Annotated in this window: 27 protein-coding genes; 11 read left to right on the forward strand and 16 right to left on the reverse strand. The window is 45.8% G+C overall.

Going from position 1 to position 25,770, the window contains the following annotated elements:
• Nucleotide 1: 1 nt before the first annotated feature.
• Nucleotides 2–487: a peptide deformylase gene (locus Q0R52_RS05965; RefSeq protein WP_295793055.1), complete on the reverse strand. Its 486-nt coding sequence runs from the start codon at nt 485–487 to the stop codon at nt 2–4.
• 335 nt (nt 488–822) lie between these two features.
• Between Q0R52_RS05965 and Q0R52_RS05970 the strand changes: the two genes are divergently transcribed.
• Nucleotides 823–1,311, forward strand: coding sequence for a hypothetical protein (locus Q0R52_RS05970; protein ID WP_295793056.1), 489 nt, complete (start codon nt 823–825; stop codon nt 1,309–1,311).
• Nucleotides 1,312–1,636: 325 nt separating this feature from the next.
• Here the strand turns inward: Q0R52_RS05970 and Q0R52_RS05975 are convergent, their stop codons facing one another.
• Nucleotides 1,637–2,221 carry a DUF4142 domain-containing protein gene (locus Q0R52_RS05975; protein WP_295793058.1) on the reverse strand — a complete coding sequence of 195 codons (585 nt, stop codon included), beginning with the start codon at nt 2,219–2,221 and terminating at the stop codon, nt 1,637–1,639.
• 232 nt (nt 2,222–2,453) lie between these two features.
• Nucleotides 2,454–3,104, reverse strand: coding sequence for a YceH family protein (locus Q0R52_RS05980; protein ID WP_295793059.1), 651 nt, complete (start codon nt 3,102–3,104; stop codon nt 2,454–2,456).
• A gap of 186 nt (nt 3,105–3,290) precedes the next feature.
• Between Q0R52_RS05980 and Q0R52_RS05985 the strand changes: the two genes are divergently transcribed.
• Complete coding sequence (locus Q0R52_RS05985; protein WP_295793061.1) at nt 3,291–4,127, forward strand: MBL fold metallo-hydrolase; 837 nt, start codon at nt 3,291–3,293, stop codon at nt 4,125–4,127.
• Between the two features lie 88 nt (nt 4,128–4,215).
• Here the strand turns inward: Q0R52_RS05985 and Q0R52_RS05990 are convergent, their stop codons facing one another.
• A complete protein-coding gene (locus Q0R52_RS05990; protein WP_295793066.1) occupies nt 4,216–4,875 on the reverse strand; it encodes a GntR family transcriptional regulator in 660 nt (219 codons plus the stop codon).
• A 203-nt stretch (nt 4,876–5,078) separates the two neighbouring features.
• On the opposite strand from Q0R52_RS05990, the gene Q0R52_RS05995 reads away from it, so the two are divergent.
• Complete coding sequence (locus Q0R52_RS05995; protein WP_295793068.1) at nt 5,079–5,987, forward strand: metallophosphoesterase; 909 nt, start codon at nt 5,079–5,081, stop codon at nt 5,985–5,987.
• 40 nt (nt 5,988–6,027) lie between these two features.
• On the opposite strand, the gene Q0R52_RS06000 is transcribed toward Q0R52_RS05995, so the two are convergent.
• From Q0R52_RS06000 to Q0R52_RS06015, 4 genes are all read right to left on the reverse strand, one after another.
• Complete coding sequence (locus Q0R52_RS06000) at nt 6,028–6,792, reverse strand: MlaD family protein (protein ID WP_295793070.1); 765 nt, start codon at nt 6,790–6,792, stop codon at nt 6,028–6,030.
• The gene (locus Q0R52_RS06005; RefSeq protein WP_295793072.1) at nt 6,789–7,577 is read right to left on the reverse strand and encodes an ATP-binding cassette domain-containing protein; all 789 of its coding nucleotides are present in this window, start codon (nt 7,575–7,577) and stop codon (nt 6,789–6,791) included. Before Q0R52_RS06005 ends, Q0R52_RS06000 begins: the two co-directional genes overlap by 4 nt.
• Before the next feature lies 1 nt (nt 7,578).
• A complete protein-coding gene (locus Q0R52_RS06010; RefSeq protein WP_295793074.1) occupies nt 7,579–8,358 on the reverse strand; it encodes an ABC transporter permease in 780 nt (259 codons plus the stop codon).
• Nucleotides 8,359–8,865: 507 nt separating this feature from the next.
• The gene (locus tag Q0R52_RS06015; protein ID WP_295793076.1) at nt 8,866–11,088 is read right to left on the reverse strand and encodes a DUF5916 domain-containing protein; all 2,223 of its coding nucleotides are present in this window, start codon (nt 11,086–11,088) and stop codon (nt 8,866–8,868) included.
• A 390-nt stretch (nt 11,089–11,478) separates the two neighbouring features.
• On the opposite strand from Q0R52_RS06015, the gene Q0R52_RS06020 reads away from it, so the two are divergent.
• Entirely contained in the window at nt 11,479–12,324 is an 846-nt protein-coding gene (locus Q0R52_RS06020; protein ID WP_295793078.1) for a hypothetical protein, read from the forward strand.
• 67 nt (nt 12,325–12,391) lie between these two features.
• Here the strand turns inward: Q0R52_RS06020 and Q0R52_RS06025 are convergent, their stop codons facing one another.
• Nucleotides 12,392–13,003 carry an START domain-containing protein gene (locus Q0R52_RS06025; protein WP_295793079.1) on the reverse strand — a complete coding sequence of 204 codons (612 nt, stop codon included), beginning with the start codon at nt 13,001–13,003 and terminating at the stop codon, nt 12,392–12,394.
• A gap of 30 nt (nt 13,004–13,033) precedes the next feature.
• Between Q0R52_RS06025 and Q0R52_RS06030 the strand changes: the two genes are divergently transcribed.
• On the forward strand, nt 13,034–13,165 hold the full coding sequence (locus Q0R52_RS06030; protein ID WP_295793081.1) for a hypothetical protein: 132 nt from the start codon (nt 13,034–13,036) through the stop codon (nt 13,163–13,165).
• Between the two features lie 31 nt (nt 13,166–13,196).
• Here Q0R52_RS06030 and rhaT read toward each other — a convergent pair whose 3' ends face one another.
• Both rhaT and Q0R52_RS06040 read right to left on the reverse strand, forming a co-directional pair.
• The gene (rhaT, locus tag Q0R52_RS06035; protein WP_295793082.1) at nt 13,197–14,276 is read right to left on the reverse strand and encodes an L-rhamnose/proton symporter RhaT; all 1,080 of its coding nucleotides are present in this window, start codon (nt 14,274–14,276) and stop codon (nt 13,197–13,199) included.
• A 233-nt stretch (nt 14,277–14,509) separates the two neighbouring features.
• On the reverse strand, nt 14,510–17,236 hold the full coding sequence (locus Q0R52_RS06040; protein WP_295793084.1) for a glycoside hydrolase family 78 protein: 2,727 nt from the start codon (nt 17,234–17,236) through the stop codon (nt 14,510–14,512).
• 292 nt (nt 17,237–17,528) lie between these two features.
• Between Q0R52_RS06040 and Q0R52_RS06045 the strand changes: the two genes are divergently transcribed.
• The gene (locus tag Q0R52_RS06045; protein WP_295793086.1) at nt 17,529–18,488 is read left to right on the forward strand and encodes an NAD-dependent epimerase/dehydratase family protein; all 960 of its coding nucleotides are present in this window, start codon (nt 17,529–17,531) and stop codon (nt 18,486–18,488) included.
• A gap of 25 nt (nt 18,489–18,513) precedes the next feature.
• On the opposite strand, the gene Q0R52_RS06050 is transcribed toward Q0R52_RS06045, so the two are convergent.
• The 4 genes from Q0R52_RS06050 to Q0R52_RS06065 form a co-directional block, all read right to left on the reverse strand.
• Nucleotides 18,514–18,879 (reverse strand): CoA-binding protein, encoded by a 366-nt coding sequence (locus Q0R52_RS06050; RefSeq protein ID WP_295793088.1) that lies wholly within the window; start codon nt 18,877–18,879, stop codon nt 18,514–18,516.
• Nucleotides 18,872–19,357 carry a DinB family protein gene (locus Q0R52_RS06055; protein ID WP_295793090.1) on the reverse strand — a complete coding sequence of 162 codons (486 nt, stop codon included), beginning with the start codon at nt 19,355–19,357 and terminating at the stop codon, nt 18,872–18,874. The genes Q0R52_RS06050 and Q0R52_RS06055 overlap by 8 nt, the downstream gene beginning before the upstream one ends.
• Before the next feature lie 2 nt (nt 19,358–19,359).
• Entirely contained in the window at nt 19,360–20,904 is a 1,545-nt protein-coding gene (locus Q0R52_RS06060; RefSeq protein ID WP_295793091.1) for an FAD-dependent protein, read from the reverse strand.
• Between the two features lie 135 nt (nt 20,905–21,039).
• Complete coding sequence (locus Q0R52_RS06065) at nt 21,040–21,273, reverse strand: hypothetical protein (RefSeq protein WP_295793093.1); 234 nt, start codon at nt 21,271–21,273, stop codon at nt 21,040–21,042.
• Between the two features lie 130 nt (nt 21,274–21,403).
• On the opposite strand from Q0R52_RS06065, the gene fumC reads away from it, so the two are divergent.
• The 4 genes from fumC (at nt 21,404) to Q0R52_RS06085 (ending at nt 24,691) form a co-directional block, all read left to right on the forward strand.
• Nucleotides 21,404–22,801: a class II fumarate hydratase gene (fumC, locus tag Q0R52_RS06070; protein ID WP_295793095.1), complete on the forward strand. Its 1,398-nt coding sequence runs from the start codon at nt 21,404–21,406 to the stop codon at nt 22,799–22,801.
• 56 nt (nt 22,802–22,857) lie between these two features.
• Complete coding sequence (locus Q0R52_RS06075) at nt 22,858–23,367, forward strand: hypothetical protein (RefSeq protein WP_295793096.1); 510 nt, start codon at nt 22,858–22,860, stop codon at nt 23,365–23,367.
• Between the two features lies 1 nt (nt 23,368).
• The gene (locus Q0R52_RS06080) at nt 23,369–24,163 is read left to right on the forward strand and encodes a S1/P1 nuclease (protein ID WP_295793098.1); all 795 of its coding nucleotides are present in this window, start codon (nt 23,369–23,371) and stop codon (nt 24,161–24,163) included.
• Between the two features lie 96 nt (nt 24,164–24,259).
• The gene (locus tag Q0R52_RS06085) at nt 24,260–24,691 is read left to right on the forward strand and encodes a low molecular weight protein-tyrosine-phosphatase (RefSeq protein WP_295793100.1); all 432 of its coding nucleotides are present in this window, start codon (nt 24,260–24,262) and stop codon (nt 24,689–24,691) included.
• Nucleotides 24,692–24,869: 178 nt separating this feature from the next.
• On the opposite strand, the gene Q0R52_RS06090 is transcribed toward Q0R52_RS06085, so the two are convergent.
• Nucleotides 24,870–25,388, reverse strand: coding sequence for a GNAT family N-acetyltransferase (locus Q0R52_RS06090; protein ID WP_295793101.1), 519 nt, complete (start codon nt 25,386–25,388; stop codon nt 24,870–24,872).
• Between the two features lie 37 nt (nt 25,389–25,425).
• Here Q0R52_RS06090 and Q0R52_RS06095 point away from each other — a divergent pair, with 37 nt between their 5' ends.
• A complete protein-coding gene (locus Q0R52_RS06095; protein WP_295793103.1) occupies nt 25,426–25,755 on the forward strand; it encodes a hypothetical protein in 330 nt (109 codons plus the stop codon).
• Nucleotides 25,756–25,770 lie beyond the last annotated feature (15 nt).

The following is a 25,770-nucleotide window of genomic DNA, read 5'->3' on the forward strand; positions in this document are numbered from 1 at the left end:
ACTACCCCCTCCATTTAAAGGACTTATCGTCAATTGCCCGCATGGTGCATAGTACGCCATTTAAATGATCGTATTCGTGCTGCAACAGCTCAGATAGTGCGCCTTCCATTTGCCATTGTTGTGGTTGCCAGTTTTCGTCGAGGTATTTGATGGTTAGGGATTGGTGTCTTTTTACTTTTACGAGCAGGTTTGGGAAACTCATGCAATCGTCCCACAGTTCAAATAACTCGTCGCTCAGGTTATGCAGTTCGGGATTAATGAACACTACCGGTTTATCAATGTTCATATAAACTAGTCTTTTCATTATCCCCAATTGTGGAGCAGCTATTGCCCTGCCAAAGTTGTATTTAAGCCTGATTTCCTTCATTACATTATCCATATCGGCTACCCATCCTTTAACAAGGGGCAACTCGGCTTGCAAAACGGGATCGCAGGTTTCGTACAGACGCGCATCGCCCAGCAAAAGTAAATCGGAAAGGGTTTTCATATAATAGCACTTTAAACGGCCAAAATTAAGGGTTTTTGGTTACCGTGCGGGTTTTTATCTATACAAACCGCCTGCTGGTCGATTGCTTTTTTTTGTTGATAGCGGTTGAGGTAGTTTTGTAACGCTTATTAACGCAAATACCCAATTTGCTTTATGTGATAAAGGTTTAGGTTAAGGCCTCCGGACAGCGAGTGTTAGGAGGCCTTTTTTGTTGCACCCATTCACGTCCTTGCGATTTGTAGCTTTCTTCCCCAAAAATACCACATCTGTATTATTGATGCCGCCTTTGTAAAGCCGTTGGTTTGTAATTTAAAAACAAACAAAAATTAAAACCCATGAAAAAAGCATTTACATTGATGGCTGCGGTACTGGTATTGTTTACCATCGCCTGCAAAAAAGACAGCACTACCAAAAAAGCCGCTTCTGGCGAAAACAGCTGGATATTAGATGGTGTAACCTACAAAACCGGGATTACCAGTCGGGCCAACACGTCCGGCGGCGACAAAACCACTTTAATAAACTTTTGGACAGCGGTGCCCACTTCTGACTTTCGGGTTAACGGGGTTTCCGTGAGCTTCGCAACAGTGCCAACTGCAAGTGGAACATTCAAGCTAAAAGGCGGCGTGGGCGGAACGCTTACTGCAAGCCAGTTTGAACTTGCGGCTTCAACCCTTACAAAAACCTACGCCTACCTGGGCACCGATGTTGACATAACCGTAACTGTTACCGGCGGAAAAGTAAAAGTTGTTATCCCTGAAATAACGCTGAAATGCACCACCAGCGATCCTGATGTAAAACTTTCGGGTACCGTGCAGGAGCTATAATCCGCGTGATTAAAAAAAAAACAGGGCCCCGGTTCTGCGGGAGCCCTGCCTGGTGAGCTGCTGAAATAACACTGAAGTAGAATTTGTGCCCCTGTACTTGTCTGTGTTCCCACCAAATTTTATAAAGCGTTGGTCGCTTTTTATCTAAACCTCTGTAACAAAAATAACACACAAAATTGGCTGGCGGTTATACAATGCCGTACAAGATGATACATTTTGGTACACGGAATTTTTAGCTAAGAACGAAGCAAAAAAAGAAACGAACGCAACAAAAAAGGGAACAGGCGCCATACCCATTCCCCTCTTTAAACAGCGAGTGTGCTTATTATTTCATACTATCATGTATCTTATTGATGGCATCAAGGTGCGTTTGCACCACCGGCGCGGTCTTAACGGCGAAAGCTTTTAATTCGCTGTCTTTACAATCCTTAGCCGCCATGTTCAGCAGGTCGAGGGTTTTCTTGTGGCCGTCAACCATTGCATCAACATAGGCTTTGTCAAAATCTTTACCCGATAATTTAGAAAGGTCATCTAGTTTTTTCTGATGATCGGCATCTGGTGCGGCTGGCAGCGTAATGTTTTTTGCTTTTGCAATGGCAGCCAGTTCGTCATTTGCCTTCCCATGGTCGGTAACCATCATATCGGCAAAGTTTTTAACCTGTGGATTGCTTGCTTTTGTTTGCGCCAGTTTACCCAAGGCAACTTCGGCCAAACCGCCGTTGGCAGCGTCAGTAGCGAATTTAGCATCTTCGGCAGTTACCGCTATGCCTCCCGTGGCCGCAACATTTGTAGTGGTGTCCTTGGTTTTGTTTAAACTATCGGCATTTTCTTTGGCATCCTTGTTGCCGCCGCAACTCTGCATAGCACAGGCTGCAAATGCGATTACTATCGCGAAACTTAACTTCTTCATAGGTACTTAGTTAGTGTGTTTATAAATTCAATAAACAAACAACCGATACGCCATTAAGGTTTTAACTTTTAAATAAAATATAATCGTAAAAGGGAAAAGAACGAGAATCAAGAGCCAAGAATCAAGACGAGGGAGACAAATTTTTATTCTATTCAGTAGCAAACTGTTGAATTGGGATTGTTTTTTATCTTGACTCCTGGTTCTTGATTCTTGAACTCTTGCTTCTAAATCTTTATGTCAGTTCCTTCATCAATTTATCAAAAGCTTCGCGTAGTTCAGCAAGTTCGGTTTCCAGCTTGGTTACCCGTGCCTCAAGGGCGCCGCGGCTGCTTATCGGTGCGTCATCATTAAAATCGTCCTCGGTAAACTCGGGTACACCGCTCAACAGGTGGGCATAGCGCACTTCTTTTTGCCCCGGGCGGCGGGGCAACTGCATTAAAAAGGGCAGTTCTGGACTGCTTAGCCGCTCCAGTTTCTCCTGCACTTCTTCTATCGATTCAAACTCGTACATCCTGCCCGAGTTGGTATTTATCTCGCCGGGCGTTTGTGGTCCCCGCAACATTAAAAGGCAAATTATGGCTACCTCGGCCGGTAATACAGGGTACACAATGGCAAAGTTATGTTTGTATTTTACGCTGCGGATTGACCCTCCGGTGGCTGTTGATATTAGCCCGCGCCGCTTCAGCGTGTTTAATGCCTGGGCAACTGTGTCGTCATCATAATTAACAACCGGCCGGCGCGATGTCTTCTGGTTACAGGCAAGCGTAAGGCTGTTAATGGTCATGGGGTAATAATCGGGCGTGGTTTTGCTTTTCTCCATCAGCGAGCCAAGCACGCGCAATTCAACAGCATCAAGTACGGGTAATGTTATTGGTGAATCCATGAGGCTAATATATTGAATTTCGGATGTCGGATGTTCGATTTCGGATTTAATTAATATTGAATTAGCGATTTTTTGTTAACGGATATCTCCTTTGTGTATCTTTCAACTGTATTCCCCGTCCAAAAAATCCGAAATCGAACATCCGACATCCGAAATAAGAAATAATACCGTTATTTGTATCCTCATATGTCACTTTTCATCGCATCATTAAATTCGGGCAGTAACGGTAATTGCTATTACGTGGGTAACGAGCACGAAGCCGTATTGATTGATGCCGGCATATCCTGCCGCGAAACCGAGCGGCGTATGTTACGGCTGGGGCTGTCGATGAAAAAAGTAAAGGCCATTTTTGTATCGCACGAACATTCCGACCACATCAATGGTATCCCGGTTATCGCCAAAAAATACCACCTGCCGGTTTACATTACACCGCCAACATTGCAGCGAGGCGGACTACAGCTTGAGCAGGAACTGGTTATCTCCTTCGGCGCCTTTGAAACCGTTGTTATTGGCGATTTACATGTCTCCGCTTTCCCCAAACAGCACGATGCCAGCAATCCGCATAGTTTTTCGATAACCTGCCGGGGTATTAAAGTTGGGGTGTTTACTGATATAGGCGTTGTTTGCGAAAACCTTATCAGCCACTTCAGCCAGTGCCACGCAGCCTTTCTGGAGGCAAATTATGATGATGAAATGCTGGATAAGGGCGGCTATCCCTACCACCTGAAACGCCGCATCCGCGGTGGGCAGGGCCACCTGTCCAACAAACAAGCACTTGAACTTTTTGTGGCACACAAGCCGCCGTTTATGACCCACCTGCTGCTATCGCACCTCTCAAAAAATAATAACGATCCGCAATTGGTACAGCAACTTTTCGACGAATGCGCCGGTGGTGTAAATATTATTGTTGCTTCACGATACGCGGAAAGTGAAGTTTACTATATTGGCCAACGGGTGGAGAGCTACGCCATACAGCAAAGCGGCGTGGTTGACTTTAAGGCGCAACAAATATCGTTGTTTTAGGGAAGGTCCCTTTAACCGACCGATGGAATATTGAATCTCTGATCAAAACACTCACTATTCACAATTCTCCACTCACTGCTTCACCTCGTTATCTGCCCGTAATTTTCCCGCTCCAGTGCCAGGCCATTTTGGGGTCTTCGCGTAATACGGTATCAAATAATTTATGATAGTTTTCGGACGTGTTTTTAAAAAAGGAGGTATCCTGGTGCGCGTTCAGCAGGTCATTTTTAAGGGAAACTGAAAATAATTTATACAAATCGGCCAGCATGTCATTTTTTGATGCTTCGGCCATCAGGATGCAAAAGTTTACATGTGCGTCTATACAGTCTTCAACCAGGTTCTCGTTCGCAGCCTTTGTGCGTTTCTTTAGTGCGTGTTCGAGCTTTGAGATATCATTGCCGGTGCGGTTCATAGCCGCCTTTTCGGCAATCTTCATTTCCAGTATCTCGCGCACCTCGTCAATGTGTTTAGCTGATGCCCGTTTAAGGCGCTGCCCCAGCGGCTCATTAATGCCAGAGCTATCTTCAACAAAGGTACCGATGCCCTGCTGCACCCGCAGGAATCCGGAGTTTACTAAAGTTTTAACGGCTTCGCGGATGGTGGAGCGGCCTACGCCAAAACTTTTCATCAGTTCGGCCTCAACGGGTAGCTTCTGGTTAACTTTGTAAAGGCCTTTTAATATTTGTTCCTGTAATGTACCAGCAACTTCGTCGGCCAATGATTTTCGCGTAATTAGGGTTGGGTTCATCGTATCATCTGACGAGTATAAATATACGCGTAGTTTCAGGCATAGCAAGGGTTTTCATATTAACGTTATGTAACATTTTGATGTAGTTATTATTTGCTGCAGCCCACGTTTTAAATCGCCCGGGGTTTATCATTTTGTTGATATTAACCTCATAGTTGTTTTAATCCCGATGCTTAATTTCGTCTTTTATAAATGCAAAAAACATGCAACGACGATCGCTTATTAAAAACCTTGGCGGGCTGCTTTTAATCCCGGCACTGCCTTCTTTCGGCGCCATTGCGACGGATAAAAAACCGATGCTTCGGGTTGCACACCTCACCGACATTCATTTAAAAGACAAATGGGATGCGCCAGCGCGTTTTGCAAAATGCCTGCATCACGTACAGCAGCAGCCCGGCGTTGATTTTATTTTAAATGGCGGCGATGTGGTTTTTGATATAAATAAAGAAAACCTGGATGTTGTAAATGCACAATGGAGCCTGTGGCACAAAACCCTTAAAGCGGAATGCAACCTGCCCATGCATTATGTTTTGGGCAATCATGACGTATGGTGGAGCGAAAGCGATAAAGGCCAAACCCTGTATGGCAAAAAGTACTCGATGGACCAATTAAAGCTGGCAACCCCGTACTACAGCTTTGCACAAAACGGCTGGAAGTTTATTATGCTGGATAGCGTGCACCTGGATATTGATAACACTTGGTACATAGGCAAGCTTGGCGAGGAGCAATTTACCTGGCTGCAAGCAGAACTTCAAAATACGCCTGCAACTATGCCCGTTTGCGTATTATCGCATATCCCTATTTTATCAGCTACGCTGATGGTGGATGATATTGCTGATGGCAGCAATAAATGGGAAATATTAGGCGGCGATATGCATACCGATACAGGTAAAATCGTCGATCTGTTTTATCTCCATCCCAACGTAAAGCTGTGCCTAAGCGGCCACATACACCTGCGCGACAAGGTGGTTTATAACGACGTAACCTATATATGTAACGGGGCGGTTAGCGGTGCCTGGTGGGAAGGCAACAAACACCAAACCGCCGCCGGTTACGGCCTTATTGATTTTTATGCTGATGGAACGTTTACGGAACAGTATATAAATTACTGACCCCTGTAATTACGGCCGCCAAATTCAAAAGCGTTAAACCCTACTGTTGATCTGTTTTTGGTTTCTTGGCATCTTCAGCGGCCTTCGCTTTTTTAATAGAATCCTGCAGGGCTTTTTTCTTCTTTTTATTAAAGAAACCCTTTAACAGAAAATTACTTTGCGCAGCCTTCAAGTCGGTATTTAACGTTGTGGTGGTAGCGTGCACGTTAGCCATAGTCGTTTTGGCCTGCCTAACGGTACCTTCCAGGTCTTTCGATAATTTATCGCTGTTCAGCAAACGCCCGATACTGCCTTTGCCGCTATTTATTTTAGCCACAATTTCCGATAGCCCGGATGTCAGCGATTCTGCATTATCAGCCACCTTTGTCAGCTTGTTTATTATCTTGTCAACATCAAGCGGGGGTATTGATGCCAGCTGCCCGCCGGGAGATACTGGGGTGGTGCTTGTAATGCCGCCGGGGGCAATAACCACCAGCTTATCGCCCATCAGGCCATCGCTGCCTATGCTGATTTTTGAGTCGGTCTTTATAAATTTCTTTACTTCGTCATTCAGGGTAAGATCAACCCGTACTGAGCTGTCGGTTACAATAGTTATATTTTGCACTACGCCCACGTTTATACCGGCAAAGCGTACATTGTTACCCACCTGCAGGCCGTTTACATTTTTAAAGGTGCCGTAAACCCCAAAGGTTGAACTGAACAGGTTTTTTTTGTTGCCTATAAAAAAAACTATTAATACCAGCACCAGTAAGCCTATAAAGGTAAAAATGCCAATTTTTATTTTTTGTGATGCTGTTGCTTTCATGATATATCCAGAAAATATGATTTTACAATTTCGTTTTTTGATTTATGCAGCTCGTCAAATGTGCCCTCTGCAATGTATTTGCCGTCGTCCATAATTACCACCCGGTCTGATGCTATGCGGGCACATTCCATGTCGTGAGTAATAATGATGGATGACGTTTTTAGCTTTTTTTGAATGTTTAAAATAAGGTCGCTGATCTCCCGCGAGGTAATAGGATCGAGGCCCGTTGTTGGCTCGTCATATAACATAATCTCGGGGTTCACAATAATGGTTCGTGCCAGCCCCGCCCGCTTGCGCATGCCGCCCGACAGGTCCGACGGCAGTTTATCAATCGCATCCAGCAGGCCTACGCTTTCAAGGGCTTCTTCAACCTTTTTATCTATTTCGGCCTGGTCGGTCAATTTTAAAACACGGGTAAGCGGAAACTCCAGGTTTTCGCGCACGGTCATCGAGTCGTATAGTGCCCCGCTTTGAAACAGGAAACCGATCTTCATCCGCATTTCTTTCAACTCTTCGTCTGATAGTTCCGACACCTCCCGGCCAAATACCTTAACCGAACCTTCAGTTGGTTTCAGCATACCTACGATACATTGTATGGTTACCGATTTGCCGGTACCCGAACGACCGAGGATAACAATGTTCTCGCCCTTCCTTAGGTCGAGGTTTATGTCTTTGAGCACTTCTTTTGTGCCGAATGATTTTTTCAATCCCGAAACGCAAATAACAGTTTCCCTTTTATCGATAGTGGTATGTTTTTGTCCGGTTTTTGTTTTGTCCGCTTCCATGTTATTTATAGAATAATAAACTGGTTACCTGTACGGCAATGGCATCGATAACAAAAATCCAAAGTGAAGCCGTTACTACTGCCGAATTTGCCGCTATACCCACGCTTTCGGTGCCTTTGTTTGATGTGAAGCCCTTGTAGCAGCCCACAAAGCCTATGGCGAAGCCAAAAAATATAGTTTTTACCAATGCCGGGATAAAGTCGGTAAAATCAAGTGCGGCAATCACCTTGGTAAAATATAGCTGGAAGCTTATGCTGTCGCGGATATTGAGCGCCAAAAACCCCCCGAATAGCCCAATCGCATCGCCAAAAATTGATAGTATAGGCACCATTATGGTTGTAGCGATAATGCGCGTAACCACCAGGTACTGTGTTGGGTTTGCGCCAGACACTTCCATGGCGTCCAGTTGCTCGGTTACCTTCATGCTGCCCAGCTCGGCGCCTATGCTCGATGCTATTTTACCCGCACAAATTATGGCGATGATAACCGGCCCGATTTCGCGGATAAATGAAACCGACAACGTTTTTGGCAGCATACTTGCCGCGCCGAAAGCCACCAGGGTGGGCCGCAACTGCAATATCAGCACCACGCCCATAATGAACGAGGTAATACCCACCAGCATCAGCGACCGGTAGCCAATCTCGAAACACTGGCGCACAAATTCCGACCACTCAAAACCACCCACAAAAATGTTTTTGAAAAATTTAAAGAAAAACGCCACCTGGTCGCCAATGGCTTCAAACCATTTTTTCCAGGCAGGTATCATAACCTCTTCTTCCATAGGAACTTATATTTGTGCTATTAAAGCTTGTATCTATTAATTTGTTTTGGGCTCAATCAAATTATTTTAACTTGGGGTAATTCGGGCCGGCTGATAACATGGAGATTATGGGCAAACGGAATGCGCTTAGTTTTTATAATTGAGTTATAGAGATAACAGTGGGGAGGGGGATTTGTTTGAGGGTAGGATTACCAGGTTTGGGGAGATTGAAAAGCATTTGGGGAGCGTGCATTATTGTATAGTTTTACGTTGCTGTACACAGTGAAACACAATAAACAGGGTGAAACAGGAAAAAGTCAACCCAACTCGCTAAAAAGCTTGTTTCTGCATTGATAATGCACTTTTTGCCTTATTTGCCACCCTGAAAACACGAAAAGCATTGACAAATCAGTGTCAGTACTTTTTGTAAAAAATAGCTTATGGCGCTGTTATGCCGGCCACTTTAAAACAAGAAAATCTGTCCGCCAAACACCGGGCCGGTTTTGTAATATTTAAAAGAATCGCCTCCTAAAACTGCTGCAAATAACTAATCTTCGCAATCAAATGGTCCTCCGTCTGCGGGTGCACCGTTAAATTATTGGCCACGCCGGCCACGCCCCGGTTGTAGATAAGGTAAACATACGACAACGGCGAAAACTCCCACGACAGGCGGATATTATAATTATCGGCATTGTCGAACGAGTTTTTTTGGTAGATGCCAGTAAGCTGCACGCGCGGATTAAGCGCAAAGCGGCCCTGCAATATGTACAGGTTTACATTTTTGTTTACCTTTTGCTCGCCTACGCCGCTAAAATGATTTTGGTTAAACTCGCCCAGCAGCGATATGTATGGTATAGGCGCAAATTGCAACTTCCAATCCGCAGATGTTAAATGCCCGTTAAAGTATGTGCCGGTTTTCCAGTCGAGCATCAGGTTGATGATTTTTGAAGGGTCGGTACTCAGTAGGATATTGTGTACTGTGTAATTATAATCACCGGGCGCAATATTAACGTCGAGCGGGGCAAACACCTCCGTTAAATGCTGCCGGGTGGGTGTAAAACCATACCCCAGGTAGGCCCCGCTTTGCAGGTTAAACCAGATGGGATAGAACGCCAGGCTCATTTCTGCAAACTTACCGGTTGAGGCCGTATAATAAAGCTCAGGCAATATCCCCGGTTCAAGCGCGCGGATAAAGTTTTTAAATGGCAGCAACGAACCCCGGTAATAATAATTCATGCCCGGCGTGGTGCCAATAACATCCTTACGGGATACAAAACCCAACTGCGGGTCAAAATCCTTAGTAATGATCGATTCCGTCCACCATATTTTATACTGGTTGGTCGAGTTGATGTACTGCATTACCCCTGCAAACCCCTTGTTCCCCGTATTGGTGGTGGTTGATTGAGTTACAATAGCGTTGATTGATTGTGATTCGCCAAGCCGGAAAAAACCGTCAACAGTACTTTCCACATTTGAAGCGCCGGGCTGATTTTTAACGCTCACCAACGCACCTATCCTATTTTGACTGCCAAAGTTTTCAGAAACGCGCCCTACAAAAAAATTAGTGCCGGGCAGGTCATTATCCCCTCCCTGCCGCATTACAATTGCGCCATAGTTGAGGTTTGATGAACGATACACGAAGCGCCCGCCGCCTACTATCGGGATTGGGTTACCGTTATCATCCAACCCAATATTGCGGCTGAAAAAAGGCTGGTACCGCATCGCCCCGCCCGAACCATCAGCGAACTGGCTTACGCCAACGCCAAACAGCGAGGCATTTTCTAAAAAAAACTGCCGTTTTTCGGGAAAGAAGACCGAAAAACGCGTGATATTATTTACCTGCAAATCGGCATCGGCCTGTGCAAAATCAGTGTGGGCTGTTAAATCGAGGATGGCATTGGAGTTGATGGCCCATTTTAAATCGCCACCAGCCTTAAAATGAGTACTTTGTGGTTTAACATCTGCGCCGAAACCGCTGTAATGGTCATAAGAGGTCAAAATATAAGGCTGTACACGGATGTTTGTGGCGGGTGGCGGTGGTTGCAGGTTGGTAAGCTCGCCGGCGTAGTTCATATGCGTGGCGCTAAACACACGCGGAAACGGCGAAAATGCACTGATCTCGTTGGTGAGCCTGCGGTTGCGGTAAATATTCAGTCCCCAGCTTTGTATGGTATCTGTCCGTTTGGGGTAGCGCAGGGTTTTCCAGGGGATGGCAATTTCGGCTACCCAACCTGAGTCAGACCGGGCAGTGCGTACTTCCCAAAGGCCGTTCCAGTCGATATCAAAATATAAATCGTCAAAAGCCAGCAAGTCGCGCTGCACGCCGTATGCATTGGTGGCAAACACCATGGCATTACGCTTATCATTAAAAGCATCGAACGAGAGGTTGATCAAGTCGTGCTTCATGAAATCAAAATCGCGGATAAAATCAGTAGCCCGGATGGCCTTTTTACCCAGCGGGTCGGTTAATATGATGCCGAAGTATAGATATTTTTGATTGTAAAGCACTTTCACCCGGGTCTCAAAGGCCGTTGGCTTGCCCTGGTTTGGTTCAACCTGGATAAATTGCGGCGAAGGTGGCGCAAGGGCCCATTCCTGCTCATCAAGCGTACCATCAATATTAATCGTGGTGGAGATTTTGACAGCCTTTAGTTGCCTGCGGACGCTGTCGGGTTTGAAAAAGTCGGCATCCTGCGCTAAAGAGCGCATTGCGGGCATTAAAAGTAACAGGAAAAGTAAACGTTTGATCATGGTTTAAACAGGATGGCAGGGGAGCATAAAAATATAAAAATTTAGCGGAGCCACAAAGATCAGTTGGCAGTTACAGGGAAATCGCTTTTAAACTCTTTGTGCGACAAGGAGGCACCTCCGGAGCCCGAATTTTCGATTTGTCTGTACCTATAAACAGGTGACTCCGCTGGAGTCGAGCTGTTTGCTGTTTTAGCTCCGGAGGAGCGGCCTGTTTATAGACAATGGCCCACACATTTTTCAGGCTCCCGGAGGAGCCTCCTTTTTAAAAGCGATTTCCCTGTTGACTGTTAAGAGTTGACAGGGGAAAGAGCGTTAAAGGATTTATGTGTATTTCTTTTGCTTTTTCCACCCTATCCGTTAAATTTGATTCAACAATAAAACCTTATCCGAATGAGTAACAACGACGATTTAACCAACCAGCCCCTAAGTGATGACCCCGGGGAAAACCTGCGGATGGAAAATGAATTGTTACGCCTTAAACTGCAGGCCGAGCTGGGTGGTCAGTCGCACAGCTCGGGTAATTTGCCGCCCGAGATTGAGAATGAGTTCCTGAAAAATATTTTTGCATTTGAGCAGAATTATGCCAACGCCAAACGGATTGTGATATACGATCTACTTGGCAGACCGGAATTTATAAAAGCGGATGATTTGGACAACGCCTCTATTGGCCCCGGCCTTCAAAAGGTTACCGACCTGCTGGCCGCTAAAAATATCGTAGTGCATTTTGATGACGAGTACGATAGCCGTACCCGCTACCAGTTTATTACCGAAGAACTGTTTGAAAAGGAAACCGACGACTTTTCGGTCCCGGGAATGACCATCAATTTTGATTACGAAGAATTTCATCCAAATCATAATAAAGACATTCTGAACCGCACAACAGAGTTTATGACGGAGTGGTTTAAACAAAGTTTTGGTGAATACAGTTGGGAACTTGCCAACCAGTTTATTTTACCCGACAGGCGGATAATGAGCAAAAAGGATGTCATCGCACAAATGAATAATATCTTCGCGGCTTACCGCGAGTTTACAAACGAAGACTATTTTATTAAAGAAATAAAATTTGAACTGAATGAAAACGGCGGCATGGGTCACGCAGAAGGCGGCGTTCGCTACGACGCGGTTTTAGAAAACGGGGATACTGTGCTGATACAGGGACCGTTTAAGCTATATTTTTCGTTAGAAGTAGAGTGGTGGAGCATTTTTTATGTTGTTTTTCCGGGGTTTACTTATTAGTCTTAAGTCGTTAGTCTTGAGTCCAGAGTCAGGGAAAAACAGGCCTTTTACTTAGGGCTTAAGACTACTAGTTACGCTTCCCCTGCTTTAATACCTCCTTAAGCTTAACGAATGAATTATAGGGTCCAATGGACATGGTTGCGTTCACCAACCAGGAAGGGATACTGCCTCCCGGGTCGACACTAAAGGTGTAGTCAATTTTTAGCTTCCTATCGGGCGCCTGGGTTATCCTCCATGTGGCCAGGGAATACGGAACTCGTACAAACTTGTCGTTTTTCGGCAAATAGGCTGGCAGACTTTTTGCCTGGATATACAAAACATCCGCTTCCGGCGGGCCAATGTCGAGCTCTACTACCAAATCCCGGTCTTTAATGGGCCAGGGTAAGTTGGATTGCGTGTAATAAATAGTCTTTTGAGCCGAGGGCGTTTTTAAGATCTCAGTTTTTTTACTCGAATATACCCAGTCTTTGTAGTGGTCAATATCCTGAAGGGTTGTTATTAGTTGAGCTTTAGTGGCGTCGAACTCGCAGACCACCCTAAGTTCTTTCAGGTTTCCGTTTGCCGCCGTACGGGTATAAACGAAGATGCCGTTTTCGTTTTTTTTAAGTTGCCAGTTACCCTGTGCCATTGCCTGGCAAAGCGTTATTGAGAACAGCAATACCAGGCATAATTTTTTCATTTACATCAGCAAGTTAGCGATACTTACTGTATGAATACTGAATTACGGGCAAAAAGTTTTATACAAATGGTGATTATTCTGCCAGTTGCTGATGGCCTTAACAAAAAGCGCCGCGATGTTAATCCGAAGCGCTTTAGTATCAGTAGTTTGATTCCTGATTAGTGTCTCACACCTCAAGTCTCATATCTTACATCTATTTAATCGCGTTCCCGTACCCAACCACCAAAACCGATACTATAATAACGGCAATACCCAATATCACCGTGTTAAACGCCTTTTTACTTACGCCCTTCCATTCCTTTAAAATCAAGCCCCACATGTTCGCTATCAGGATAATAAAAGCCATGTGGAGTATCCATGAGCTTGCGCCGTTACCCAGCCTGCTTTCACCCATTCCGTAAAAAAAGAACTGTAAAAACCAGGTTGTGCCTGCCAATGCAGCAAAAAGATAATTTTTTAACAGTGGCGCCTTCTGATTAGCATAATCGCCAACGGTTTTATTGCGCGCATTTAGTATCATACACCAGATAAAATTGGTGGTCAGCCCGCCCCAAAGCACTACTATGTAAACCACATTATTGCGGTATAGAAACGATGTTTCGCCGGGATGTGATGCTAAATGGGCCGCATTTGCCACGTCAGCCATTGATTTCCCAGCTTCAAGACCAAAGTTAAAACAGGCACTTAAAATGCCCGATACTATCGCTACAAAAATGCCAAGGCCGAAACGGTAGTCTTTATTTTCGGCTTTAGCCTCCGAGTTTTTAGCCAGGTCTTTTTCCTTCATCATACCGGCTTTGCCGCAGATAATAATACCCAGCACGCAGATAGCAATGCCAAGCAAAACCATTTGCCCCCAGTGCGAGGTGGCGAGTATGGTGATAGTATCTTTACCTTCTTTCGGAAAGAAGTTATAGTAAACTGATGGTACCAGCGAGCCAAATACAGCACACAGGCCGAGAATAATGGTACTGCCTAATGATACCCCCAGGTAGCGCACGCCAAGTCCATAGGTTAAACCGCCGATACCCCACAGAACGCCCATCAGGTAGGTCCAACCCAAAACATCATAACCAGTGCTTTTTATGATATCCATAAAGCCCGGAATAGTTAGGTAAGCAGCCAATGGTGGTACAATCAGCCAGGAAAATATTCCGCCAACAATCCACATGCTCTCCCAGGCCCAGCCTTTAACTTTTTTGTAAGGAATGTAGAAACTGCCCGAGGCAAAGCCCCCGATGAAATGAAAAAATACGCCGAAAATAATGCCCATGGTTTTGGTTTATTGGTTTGATTTATTGTAGGGGCGTATTGCATACGCCCAATTGTAATTGTTTTTTGTCCCGGTTCTCCAATTTTTGTCATTACGGCCTACGCCCTTGTTGGTGTTGTCACCAACAAGAATGGGTTTGCAAAATGTTGATATTTTCCAATAACTCGCCGGCATTTTCGCCCTCACAAAAATCACCTGTTGTTGGTGACAACACCAACAACGGCGTAAACTAATCACGGCTTCGCCGTGCTGAAATCATAAACACCTGAGCCCACATTTACCGCCACATACCCGGTTGCCGATTCATTTGCCATCGTTACACCTGGTGCTGATGACAGCGCCACGCCTTTTTCGGTTATGCCGGTTGCATTTGCTGCAGGTATGTAAACCGTAGCGGTAGTGTTTGCAGGTATCTCCACATGCATCAACAAATTACCGCCGTCAATTTTCCAGTGCGAGCTAACTTTACCGTAGGTGGTATTGTAGTCGGCCTCAATGTTGGTCATGTTGCCGCCGGGGGTTGGTTTTATAATAATCTGCTTATAACCCGGGCCTTCTTCTTTTGTATCGATGCCTGCCACAACACGGTACATCCAATCGCCAATAGCTCCGTACGCATAGTGATTGTAGGAGTTCATGGTCGGGGTTTCAAGCGAGCCATCGGGGCGAATACCGTCCCATCTTTCCCAAATGGTGGTGGCGCCCATTTTTACAGGGTAAAGCCATGAAGGATAGGTGTCCTGTAATAGCAGGCGGTAAGCCACATCAACGTGGTTAAAACGGCTAAGCACGTGACAAAGGTACGGCGTGCCCAAAAAGCCGGTAGTAAGGTGGTTGCCATACCTGCGGATGTTATTCGCCAGCCTGTCTGATGCCTGCTGCCTTAAGTTTTCGGGCAGCATATCAAATTCCAGGGCCAGCACATAGGCCGTTTGGGTATCTGATGATATCAGGCCGTTTGGCGTTACGTATTCGTTAACGAATGCTTTTTTAATACGGGCCAGCAATGCGGTATAGTAATCCTCATCCTGTTTGTTGCCTAAAACTTTGGCCGTGTTAATTACCAACTGGGTGGAATGTGCAAAAAAACATTGCGCTATCAGGTATTTACTGGTAATGGCAGAGCTGCCGTCGGTGTCGTCGTTCACGCTGTAAAACAACCAGTCGCCAAAGTGGCCACCGGTGTTCCACAGGTCGTTTTTGCTGTGGTTTTCCATGTACTTAACCCAGGCCTTCATGCTGCTGTACTGGTTTTCCAATATCTGTTTATCTCCGTAGGCTACATACATGTTCCATGGTACAATGACAGACACATCGGCCCAGCCGGTGCTGCCGCCTGATTCGTTTTTATCGTTCCCCAAGACATCGGGAATAACGTGCGGAACACTGCCGCTTTTATATTGGTCGGCGGCAACATCTTTAAGCCATTTGGCAAAAAAATTGTGCACGTTCATGTTGTAAGTTGCTGTGCGCGAAAACACCTGTGCATCGCCGGTCCAGCCCAAACGCTCATCGCGCTGCGGGCAATCGGTCGGTACATCTAAAAAGTTACCCTTTTGTCCCCATTGAATATTGTGCTGCAACTTGTTGATCATATCATTCGAACTGGTGAATGTACCGGTAGGTTTCATATCCGAGTATAGTGCTATGGCCGTAAAATCAGCGGCGTTCAAATCTTTTTTGTAGCCTTCAACTTTAATATACCTGAAACCCTGCCAGGTGAACTGCGGTTCAAATGTTTCTTCGCCGCCACCCTTTAAAACGTATATATCCTGGGCGCGTGCCGCGCGGAGGTTGTCGGTATAAAAATTGCCCGGTTTATCTAAAATCTCTGCATGGGATAGACGGATGGTATCGCCCGCGTTGCCGCTCACTTTCATTTGCACCCAGCCAACCAGGTTCTGGCCAAAGTCAATTACTTCTTCGCCTTTGGGTGTTTTAAATATTTTTACCGGTTTAAAGGTTTCGTGTTTTCTAACAGGTTCGTTAACGGTAGCAACCAGCGTGTTTTTTGTATAGTCCTTAACCATCACACCCGACCAGCTTTTATCATCAAATGCGGCAGTCGACCAATTTTTTACCTGCATGCGGTTATCTATTGTTGCACCTGCGTAAATCTCGGCAAACCTAACCGGGCCGGTAGATGACTTCCAGGATTCGTCAGATACAATTGTTTCGGTACTGCCATCGGTATAAGTTACTTCCAATTGCAGCAACAGGGCTATGTCCTTTCCGTAGTAGTTCTTTTGGTTTGAAAAACCGATATGCCCGCGGTACCAGCCACTGCCCAGGGTTGCGCCAACAGCGTTTGCGCCGGGCTGCAGCAAGCCGGTAACATCATAAGCCTGGTATTGCAGGCGCTTGTTATAGGTTGTCCAGCCGGGGGTTAAAAACGCATCACCCACCCGTTTGCCGTTTATCTGGGCTTCATATAAACCATGCGAGGTAATATAAACCATCGCAGACGCCACTTTTTTATTCAGTGAAAATCCTTTGCGAAATAACGGACTTGGGCGATTAACTGAATCTTCAACAAAGCCGGGGGTAATCCATTTGGCTTTCCAGTCGGCAGCGTTTAACATGCCCATCCCAAAACTGGCTGGCTCGCTCCATGCAGAGGCTTTGCCCGCGTTATCCCAAACCCTTACCTGCCAAATATACTTTTGCCCCGATGCCAGCGGTTCGCCTTTATAGATAATATACATCGATTGGTCGGACGACACCTTGCCGGTTTTCCAGGCTTCGTGTTTGCCTTTTGCGCTGCTTACTTTTAGTTCATATGCAGTTTGCATAACGCCGCGTTTGTCGCCTGCATCCAGTTGCCAGCTAAACCGGGGGTTAAGGGCATCTATGCAAATGGGGTTAACCGCATTTTCGGTTTGTAAATATTGAACCTTAACCTGCGCTAAACAAATAGCCGAAACATGAAAGGCGACAAACAGTAACAAGAGCTTTCTCATATAAATATAACCAGGGATGTTTTTTAAATTGGTTAGGCAAGTTAATGAAAATGCATTTAGTTAACTATCCTGCACTGTCTTTAACTAAGATTTTCAGGAGAGAAGGATTATAGGATTTGTGGCGAAGAGTTTACATAAGGCGAAGCTTGCCCTGGCCTTTCTAAACATCAACTAACCCTGAAAGGGTTTAACCTATCAGCGCAGGTCAACGGCCTGCGCGAAAACGATTTTTCCCGCACTTTCAATCCTATAATCTTCAAATCCAATAAATCTTAGTTTATTTGCACACAGTATGATATTAGTTACCGGGGCAACAGGTTTTTTAGGTTCGGAAGTGGCGTTGCAGCTTTTGCAGCAGGGCAACCGTATCCGCTGCACCCGGCGGGCGCAATCATTGATCCCGGATATTTTGTTGCCTTACCAGGTACAATGGGTGGAGGCAGATATGCTGGATATTTTTGCGCTGGAAGATGCACTTAAAGATGTAACGCAGGTGTGCCACTGTGCGGCCTGGGTATCATTAAAGCAAGCCGATAAAAAGCCGATGATTAATGCTAATGTAATGGGCACGGCAAATTTGGTTAACCTGTGCATGCTGCACAATATCCGGCTGGTGCATGTAAGCTCGGTTGCGGCTATTGGCCTTGCTAAGCCCGGCGATTTGATAACCGAAAACCATCACCTGGATCAGGCTACCGAAACCGACGGTTACGCCATATCAAAATTGGAAAGCGAGATGGAAGTTTGGCGCGGCATTGCCGAAGGACTGGACGCTGTTATTGTAAATCCATCCATCATAATAGGCGCTAATGCCGGCACAGCAGGCAGCGGGCAGCTTTTTGAAACCGTGCGTAAAGGGCTTAAATTTTACACCGCCGGCAGTTGTGGCTTTGTTGATGTGGAAGATGTTGCCAAATGCATGATAGCCCTGATGAATACCGATATCTGCGGCGAACGCTATATCATTAGTGCCGAAAACCGCAATTACAAACAACTTACTACCGAAATAGCGAATGGCTTTGGCGTTACTCCTCCATCCACCTTAGCCAAACCATGGATGATGGGCATTGCCTGGCGCGCATCAAAAATAATCGGGGCCTTAACCGGCAAAAATCCGCCTATCGATAAAGTATCGGCACAAGCAGCCAGTTTGCAACGCAATTACGATAACTCGAAAATTAAAAAAGCTATCGGTATTGAGTTTAAGCCGATAAGCGAAACAGTGAAAGAGGTTTGTGAGCGGTTGAAATAGTAAATCCACGCATCCGCACATCAACTCAATATTGTCCTATCGACAACATCACCAGCGTACAGGCGTACTCGGTCTCAATTCCCTTGTCATTTGCCATACGACGGAGCTCGGAGTTTTCGGTGCCGGGGTTAAATATGATGCGTTTGGGGTTGGTAGCTAAAATATAGTTATACAGGCCCTGCTGATTTGCCGGGCCAACATAAAGGGTAATGGTGTCGATATCATTGTGAATGGTTTCGGGCTTCTCAATAGGCACACCGGCAACTTCTCCCTCTTTTATCCCCACGTTCACAATAGTATGCCCGCTCCGCACCAGCCTGTTGGCGGCAAGGTTGGCATAGCGCCCGGTGTTGGGTGTTGCGCCTAATATCAGTGTTTTTTTATCAGCCATTAATAATCCTTACTAAAATTGCTACCTGCCCCGAATGGTAAATATGATGTTGTATCAATCCCCGTACCAGTTCCTCGTTGCTTACGCCGGTACCCAGCTCCGGGTTACGTTCATCCAATATCGGCTCAATCCATTTTTCTTCGTCGAAGTTTTGGATAATACCCAGCAAATTTACGTTCACCAACTTTAAATCATTGACATATTGCTGCCATTTTTGTTCATCAGGCGCGCTTGTCTCGGGCCAGTCGCCGCTGGAGGGCACCGAAGCCGTCATGCCGTTCAGCCGGTCCATTACTTCTTCCGTCCACGATAGCATGTGTAATACTATAGCAGCGATAGTATGGGCGGCGCCTGCCGGTCTTTCAAACGCGGTTTCAAAGCTTACCGTATCCAGTATTTTATAAACTGAAGAACCATACCATGGGTTGCCCGACAGTACCTGTTCTAACTCTTTACTTATTTTTTCTGAATTTGTCATGTTTATAGTTTTGATGCCGCAATGGCGCAGTTAATCCCGTCAATAGCAGCAGAAATTATGCCACCGGCATACCCCGCGCCCTCGCCGCAGGGAAACAATCCTGTTACCTGCGGGTGCTGTAATGTTTCTTTGTCCCTCGGAACCTTTACCGGTGACGAAGTGCGCGACTCAACTCCCACCAATATCGCCTCGTTGGTGTAATAGCCCTTCATTTTTTTGCCGAATACAGGCAACGCTTTGCGCAGGCGTTCATTTATCCAGCCCGGTAAAATTTCTTTTAGTTCGATACTTTTGGTGCCGGGCAGGTAGGAGTTTTCGGGGAGGCTATTTGATAAACGGTTCTCACAAAAATCAATTATGCGCTGGCCGGGCGCAACAAGATGGCCACCACCGGCGGTATAGGCAAGCTTTTCTATTTGTTGCTGAAAGCGCAGCATCCGCAGCGGGTCGTTTTCATTGCCTTTTACATCCTCCAAATTTACCTGCACCACGGTGCCTGAGTTTGCAAAAGGATTATTCCGCTTAGATGGGCTCCAGCCGTTTACCACAATTTCATCAGCCTCCGTAGCGCAGGGGGCGATGATACCGCCGGGACACATACAGAACGAAAATACACCCCGGCCATCTACCTGTTCAACCAGGTTATAATATGACGGCGGCAGGTCGGGCCCACGGAATTCACAATGGTATTGCGCCTGGTCGATAATTTCCTGCGGGTGCTCAATGCGCACACCCAAGGCAAACGGTTTAGCCTCAATCAAAATATTTTGATGGTGCAGCATTTCAAAAATATCGCGTGCAGAGTGGCCTGTTGCCAGTATTACGGCACCGGCCTTCAGCCTGTCACCATTAGCAAGTTCAACACCCTTTATTTTACCAAACTCAACCAGCAGGCGGGTAACCTTTGCATCGAAAAGCACTTCACCGCCAGCATTGAGTATGCTGTCTTTTATCGAGGTAATTATCTGCGGCAGCTTATTGGTGCCGATATGCGGACGGGCATCTATCAAAATATCTCCAGTTGCGCCATGGGTCACAAAGGTTTTCAGCACAGCATTAACATCGCCGCGCTTGGTGGAGCGGGTGTACAATTTACCATCCGAATAAGTGCCTGCCCCGCCCTCGCCAAAGCAATAGTTCGATTCGGGATTTACCAGGCCCTGCTTGTTGATGTTAGCCAAATCGCGGCGGCGCTGTTTTACATCTTTGCCGCGCTCAACTATTATAGGTTTTAACCCAAGTTCAATGCATTGCAGAGCCGCAAATAACCCGGCGGGCCCGGCGCCAATAATTATTACTGGTTTGGCGGCTTTTACATCGGGATAGTTAACTGTAAATGTTTCGGGCACATATACCTCATCCACAAAAATCTGCACCTGCATGCGGTAAACCACCTTGCGGCCGCGCGCATCGATAGAGCGTTTCAGAATTTTTAAGGCTGATATATTTTGTGGTGATATATTTAGCGATGTGGCAGCAATTTTTATTAAAGCGGCTTCATCTTCCTGCTGCCCGGGCGGGCAAACAATTTCAATTTCTTTTGTCATGTGTATGCCGGGTTTTTATCCCGGATAAGGCAAAGGTACACAGCTAAACCGAAGATTGGAATCCTGGAGCCCAATTAAATCCGGCGCGTCACAAAATAATTGAACGAACGCAAAACGTTAAGCAGTAAAAATCTCTTAGGAAACCTTCACCTCAACTTTTTTAATGTCAGGATTTTCGTCCCCGGGAAACTCCATTTTGGCCGCTGCTTTGCCGGCGGCCAATGCCTCAGATGCATCTTCCGCTTTTACCGATTGGCCGCTGTACAGCAGCACTTCGCGCTCCTCGTCCTCAAGTTTGTCAAAGCCGTTACCGTTCCAGAGGTAGATTTCTTTATTTGGCGATCTGTATATGATGTTATATTTATGCATTTGTTAAGGCCCTGTTTATTTACACAACACCTGCGGTTTATTATAGTTTTTGTACCAAAAAGTTTACCCTTTTGCATTTACATCCACCATATAAAACCCTACCTTTGCCCCTGCAAAAAATACAAAAACCATGAGTTTCAGAACCGAACACGATACCATGGGCGAGGTACAGGTACCTGCCGATAAATACTGGGGAGCACAAACCGAACGGTCACGCAATAACTTTAAAATTGGCCCCGAAGCATCGATGCCGAAGGAAATTATTGCCGCTTTTGCCTATCTTAAAAAGGCCGCAGCATACACCAATACCGATTGCGGCGTATTGCCGGCCGAAAAACGTGACCAGATCGCACAGGTTTGTGATGAAATACTAGCCGGTGGCTTAGCCTCCGAGTTTCCATTGGTGATATGGCAAACAGGTTCGGGCACGCAGTCAAACATGAATGTTAACGAGGTTATTGCCAACCGTGCACACGTATTGGCCGGCAACAAACTGGGCGAGGGCAAAACATTTATCCACCCGAACGATGATGTAAATAAATCCCAGTCGTCAAATGATACCTACCCGACGGCTATGCACATTGCAGCCTATAAAATGGTTATTGATGTTACTATACCGGGAATTGAAAAATTGCGCGATACCCTACAGGTTAAATCGGAAGCATTTAAAAGCGTGGTAAAAATTGGCCGTACCCATCTTATGGACGCCACCCCACTTACACTTGGCCAGGAATTTTCGGGCTATGTATCACAATTAACCCATGGCTTAAAAGCGCTAAGAAATACACTTGATCACCTTTCGGAACTTGCCCTTGGCGGCACAGCCGTTGGTACAGGCATCAATACACCAAAAGGTTACGATGTAAAGGTTGCCGACTACATTGCTAAATTTACCGGTCTGCCATTCCGCACTGCCGACAATAAATTTGAGGCCCTTGCTGCTCATGACGCCATAGTAGAAAGCCATGGCGCATTAAAGCAAATTGCGGTATCACTAATGAAAATTGCAAACGATATCCGCATGCTGGCTTCGGGGCCACGCTCGGGTATTGGCGAAATACATATTCCGGACAATGAGCCGGGTTCATCAATTATGCCGGGCAAGGTTAACCCAACCCAAAATGAGGCAGTGACAATGGTTGCGGCACAGGTAATGGGTAACGACGTTACTATATCGGTCGGAGGTTCTAACGGTCACTATGAGTTGAATGTGTTTAAACCCGTTATGGCGGCTAACTTTTTACAGTCGGCACGTTTAATCGGTGATGCCTGTGTGTCATTTAACGATCATTGTGCTGCCGGTATCGAACCAAACTACGCCGGCATTAAAAAGCACCTGGAAAATTCGCTGATGCTGGTAACTGCGCTTAATCCGCACATTGGTTACGAAAATGCCGCAAAAATCGCCAAGAAAGCGCTAAAGGAAAACCTTTCGCTGCGCGAAGCCGCACTAGGCCTTGGGCTGTTAACCAACGAACAGTTTGACCAATGGGTACGCCCTGAAGATATGATAGGTGGTTTAAAATAGTAAAAGCCTCACCCCAAACCCCTCTCCGGTGGAGAGGGACTTTTGAAAAACATTTCATGCAAAAGCCTTTCGCCTTTTACCTTTTACCTTTCGCCTTACTAATGGCTTTGGGCGCCGCATGCACCTTTAATCCCGACAAACAAAAACCGGGACAAAACTGGGTACAGGGCGAGTGGCGCCAGGATTCGGTGCCCGCACAAAAGCGATTGGTAAGCTATTCCCTTTATGATTTAAAGTTTAGCTGCGATTCGTTTTTTGTAACGATACATTCATTTAGTAAGGTAAGCGCCGGTAGTGATACCTGTACACGCAGCGGTAGATGGACCGAATACTGGAAAGGCACCTACGAGCAACGGCACGACACCCTGCGCATGAAAGGCGAATTTTGCAAAGCCGACAAAAGCGTAAAAGACGAAACAACCTGTCTGCGTTTTGGCGACTATGAAGAATATTTTAAGATCACCAAAACAACCGATTCGCTGGTTCAATTTGCAAGTATTACAAACGTTATCCCGATTAATGCACGTTTAATAAAACGAACAAGCTGTATTCCAAAACCGCTATAATATGAAAACAAAGTTTTTTAAGATAATTGCTTTAGGCTTTGCAATTATTTATGCACCGTTACAGTCAGTGGCCTGGGGTACTAACGGCCACCGTATTTGCGGGCAAATTGCCGACAGCTATTTGTCGCAGCAGGCGCGTAAGGCTATTAAAGGCATTTTAGGCGATGAATCAATTGCCATGGCCAGCAACTGGGCCGATTTTATAAAATCGGACGATAACTACAAATATTTATCCACCTGGCATTATATCGATTTTGACAAACCCTACACCTACCCCGAAATGCAGGAATTTTTGGCACAGGATACTAAGGTTGATTCCTATACCAAAATGAATTTCCTGATTGGCGAATTAAAGAAGAAAAGCACCAGCAAAGAAAATAAACTACTTTACCTGCGTGTGCTGATACATATTATTGAAGATGTACACCAGCCCATGCATACCGCGCATACCGACGACCAGGGCGGCAATGGCTTTAAAGTAAAATGGTTTAACAACGATACCAACCTGCACTCGGTATGGGATTCGCAGCTGATAGACTTTCAGCAATTAAGTTATACCGAATACGCTAACGCTATAAACCATACTACCGCAGCACAGCGCCGCGAATTGCAAAAAGCACCGATAGCGATGTGGCTATATGAATCGAACCAAATTGCCGAAAAGCTTTACACCGAAATAAAACCCGGTGACGTATTAAAATACGATTATAATTTCACCCATATTGCCACCCTAAACCAGCAAATGCTGAAAGCCGGCGTAAGGCTTGCAGGGGTGCTGAATGGTATATTTAAATAGTTGATTTCTGTTGAAAGGTTGTAAGGTTGAAATGTTATTTACTTTAAACGGCAACTTTACAACATTCTAACTTTTCAACCTTACAACAACAAAAAAATGAAAATCCTAATGGTTTGCCTCGGCAATATCTGTCGTTCGCCGCTGGCGCATGGTATAATGGAGCATTTGGCTAAAGAGCAAGGCCTCGATTGGGAGATAGAATCAGCCGGCACCGGCAACTGGCATATTGGTGAAGGGCCGGATCGCCGCTCAACCCGCACCGCTCAGGAACACGGCATTGATATAAGCGGCCAGATTTGCCGTTTATTCCGCATCAGCGATTTTGATTATTATGACCATATTTTTGTAATGGACAAAAGCAACCTGGCCGATATCCTGGCCATGGCCCGCAACGATGAAGACCGCAAGAAAGTAAAATTGCTATTAGGCGATAAAATAGTACCCGATCCGTATTATGATGACGCCCAATTTGAGCCGGTGTTTTTGATGATTGAGAAGGGTTGTAAGGAAATTTTGAAAGATAAATAAAAGCCCGTTATTAAGGAACGAACCAATCTCTGCACAGGAAGGATGATTTGTTGAACGTGTGATGGCATGTCACCCTGAGGCACTCGAAGGGCGCGCGTAGAGGCCCTTGCCCGCGTGCTAAGCAAGTAGTACAGGGCATTGCGCTCATGCTTCGAGTGCCTCAGCATGACACCCTTTTTTATTCTTCAATCGGTGAAATCCCAACAAACCTAAAATAAGCCAGTTCCATTCCCGCCCGCCAATAGTTTTCCCGTCTTTGCATTCCTGCTTTTTCGAGCACACGCTGCGAGGGGATATTTTCCAAATCCGTTACCGCGCCAAACCTTGCATCGGGCTGCACGGTTAACATATGGCCCAATAGTGCAATCGCCATTTCGGATGCGATGCCCTTGCCCCAGTAGTCGTACCGCAGGGCGTAACCCAGCTCAATTTCGCCGCTGTCATTATCAAACGGGCGCAGCAGGCTCATTCCTATAAAATCGTTATCGGCTTTGTTAAACAAACCCCAGCGCCCGGTAATGCTGCCGGGCTCGCCTTCGGGAAGGTGCTCCCTAAAAATCTGGATATGCTCCTCGCGGGTGCGGAAAGGCAGGTATTGCATTACGCGCTTGTCATCATAAAGCGCCAGGTACATTTCTTCTTCTTCGACTTTGAACCGCCTGATGATGAGGCGGGGAGTTTGGGTAAGGATATTCATTAGCCAAATATATAACGATAATTTTATAACTTTCGTGATGGAAATTGGTGATGTTTCATTCCACGATGCAAAAATATTAGAGGCAAAGGAATTAGTTGGGCGTCAAATTATGGAGTTTTTGATTGACTTCCCGGTTGATTGGGAGAATAATATATTTGAACACCGGATATTACGTTTTGACTGGGTAACACACTATGCTGTTAACGAAATTCCTTTTGAAGGCAATCCTACAATTCTTGAAGTAAATGAATCAGTAAGTGAAAGAGGCGCAAACAGGGTAGAATTTGCGACTAACGCAGGGAATAGAGTAATTGATTACTTAAACTGTGAACTTGTAAATCCTAATGAAGCGACAACAAATCTCTAACCCCTAATCACTTTA

Source organism: Mucilaginibacter sp. (assembly GCF_025359345.1).
Taxonomy (GTDB): domain Bacteria; phylum Bacteroidota; class Bacteroidia; order Sphingobacteriales; family Sphingobacteriaceae; genus Mucilaginibacter.

Bases quoted from the DNA above. Each gene is read 5' to 3' on its own strand.
- Q0R52_RS05965 (WP_295793055.1), bottom strand. From the start codon at position 487: ATGAAAACCCTTTCCGATTTACTTTTGCTGGGCGATGCGCGTCTGTAC.
- Q0R52_RS05970 (WP_295793056.1), top strand. From the start codon at position 823: ATGAAAAAAGCATTTACATTGATGGCTGCGGTACTGGTATTGTTTACC.
- Q0R52_RS05975 (WP_295793058.1), bottom strand. From the start codon at position 2,221: ATGAAGAAGTTAAGTTTCGCGATAGTAATCGCATTTGCAGCCTGTGCT.
- Q0R52_RS05980 (WP_295793059.1), bottom strand. From the start codon at position 3,104: ATGGATTCACCAATAACATTACCCGTACTTGATGCTGTTGAATTGCGC.
- Q0R52_RS05985 (WP_295793061.1), top strand. From the start codon at position 3,291: ATGTCACTTTTCATCGCATCATTAAATTCGGGCAGTAACGGTAATTGC.
- Q0R52_RS05990 (WP_295793066.1), bottom strand. From the start codon at position 4,875: ATGAACCCAACCCTAATTACGCGAAAATCATTGGCCGACGAAGTTGCT.
- Q0R52_RS05995 (WP_295793068.1), top strand. From the start codon at position 5,079: ATGCAACGACGATCGCTTATTAAAAACCTTGGCGGGCTGCTTTTAATC.
- Q0R52_RS06000 (WP_295793070.1), bottom strand. From the start codon at position 6,792: ATGAAAGCAACAGCATCACAAAAAATAAAAATTGGCATTTTTACCTTT.
- Q0R52_RS06005 (WP_295793072.1), bottom strand. From the start codon at position 7,577: ATGGAAGCGGACAAAACAAAAACCGGACAAAAACATACCACTATCGAT.
- Q0R52_RS06010 (WP_295793074.1), bottom strand. From the start codon at position 8,358: ATGGAAGAAGAGGTTATGATACCTGCCTGGAAAAAATGGTTTGAAGCC.
- Q0R52_RS06015 (WP_295793076.1), bottom strand. From the start codon at position 11,088: ATGATCAAACGTTTACTTTTCCTGTTACTTTTAATGCCCGCAATGCGC.
- Q0R52_RS06020 (WP_295793078.1), top strand. From the start codon at position 11,479: ATGAGTAACAACGACGATTTAACCAACCAGCCCCTAAGTGATGACCCC.
- Q0R52_RS06025 (WP_295793079.1), bottom strand. From the start codon at position 13,003: ATGAAAAAATTATGCCTGGTATTGCTGTTCTCAATAACGCTTTGCCAG.
- Q0R52_RS06030 (WP_295793081.1), top strand. From the start codon at position 13,034: ATGAATACTGAATTACGGGCAAAAAGTTTTATACAAATGGTGATTATT.
- rhaT (WP_295793082.1), bottom strand. From the start codon at position 14,276: ATGGGCATTATTTTCGGCGTATTTTTTCATTTCATCGGGGGCTTTGCC.
- Q0R52_RS06040 (WP_295793084.1), bottom strand. From the start codon at position 17,236: ATGAGAAAGCTCTTGTTACTGTTTGTCGCCTTTCATGTTTCGGCTATT.
- Q0R52_RS06045 (WP_295793086.1), top strand. From the start codon at position 17,529: ATGATATTAGTTACCGGGGCAACAGGTTTTTTAGGTTCGGAAGTGGCG.
- Q0R52_RS06050 (WP_295793088.1), bottom strand. From the start codon at position 18,879: ATGGCTGATAAAAAAACACTGATATTAGGCGCAACACCCAACACCGGG.
- Q0R52_RS06055 (WP_295793090.1), bottom strand. From the start codon at position 19,357: ATGACAAATTCAGAAAAAATAAGTAAAGAGTTAGAACAGGTACTGTCG.
- Q0R52_RS06060 (WP_295793091.1), bottom strand. From the start codon at position 20,904: ATGACAAAAGAAATTGAAATTGTTTGCCCGCCCGGGCAGCAGGAAGAT.
- Q0R52_RS06065 (WP_295793093.1), bottom strand. From the start codon at position 21,273: ATGCATAAATATAACATCATATACAGATCGCCAAATAAAGAAATCTAC.
- fumC (WP_295793095.1), top strand. From the start codon at position 21,404: ATGAGTTTCAGAACCGAACACGATACCATGGGCGAGGTACAGGTACCT.
- Q0R52_RS06075 (WP_295793096.1), top strand. From the start codon at position 22,858: ATGCAAAAGCCTTTCGCCTTTTACCTTTTACCTTTCGCCTTACTAATG.
- Q0R52_RS06080 (WP_295793098.1), top strand. From the start codon at position 23,369: ATGAAAACAAAGTTTTTTAAGATAATTGCTTTAGGCTTTGCAATTATT.
- Q0R52_RS06085 (WP_295793100.1), top strand. From the start codon at position 24,260: ATGAAAATCCTAATGGTTTGCCTCGGCAATATCTGTCGTTCGCCGCTG.
- Q0R52_RS06090 (WP_295793101.1), bottom strand. From the start codon at position 25,388: ATGAATATCCTTACCCAAACTCCCCGCCTCATCATCAGGCGGTTCAAA.
- Q0R52_RS06095 (WP_295793103.1), top strand. From the start codon at position 25,426: ATGGAAATTGGTGATGTTTCATTCCACGATGCAAAAATATTAGAGGCA.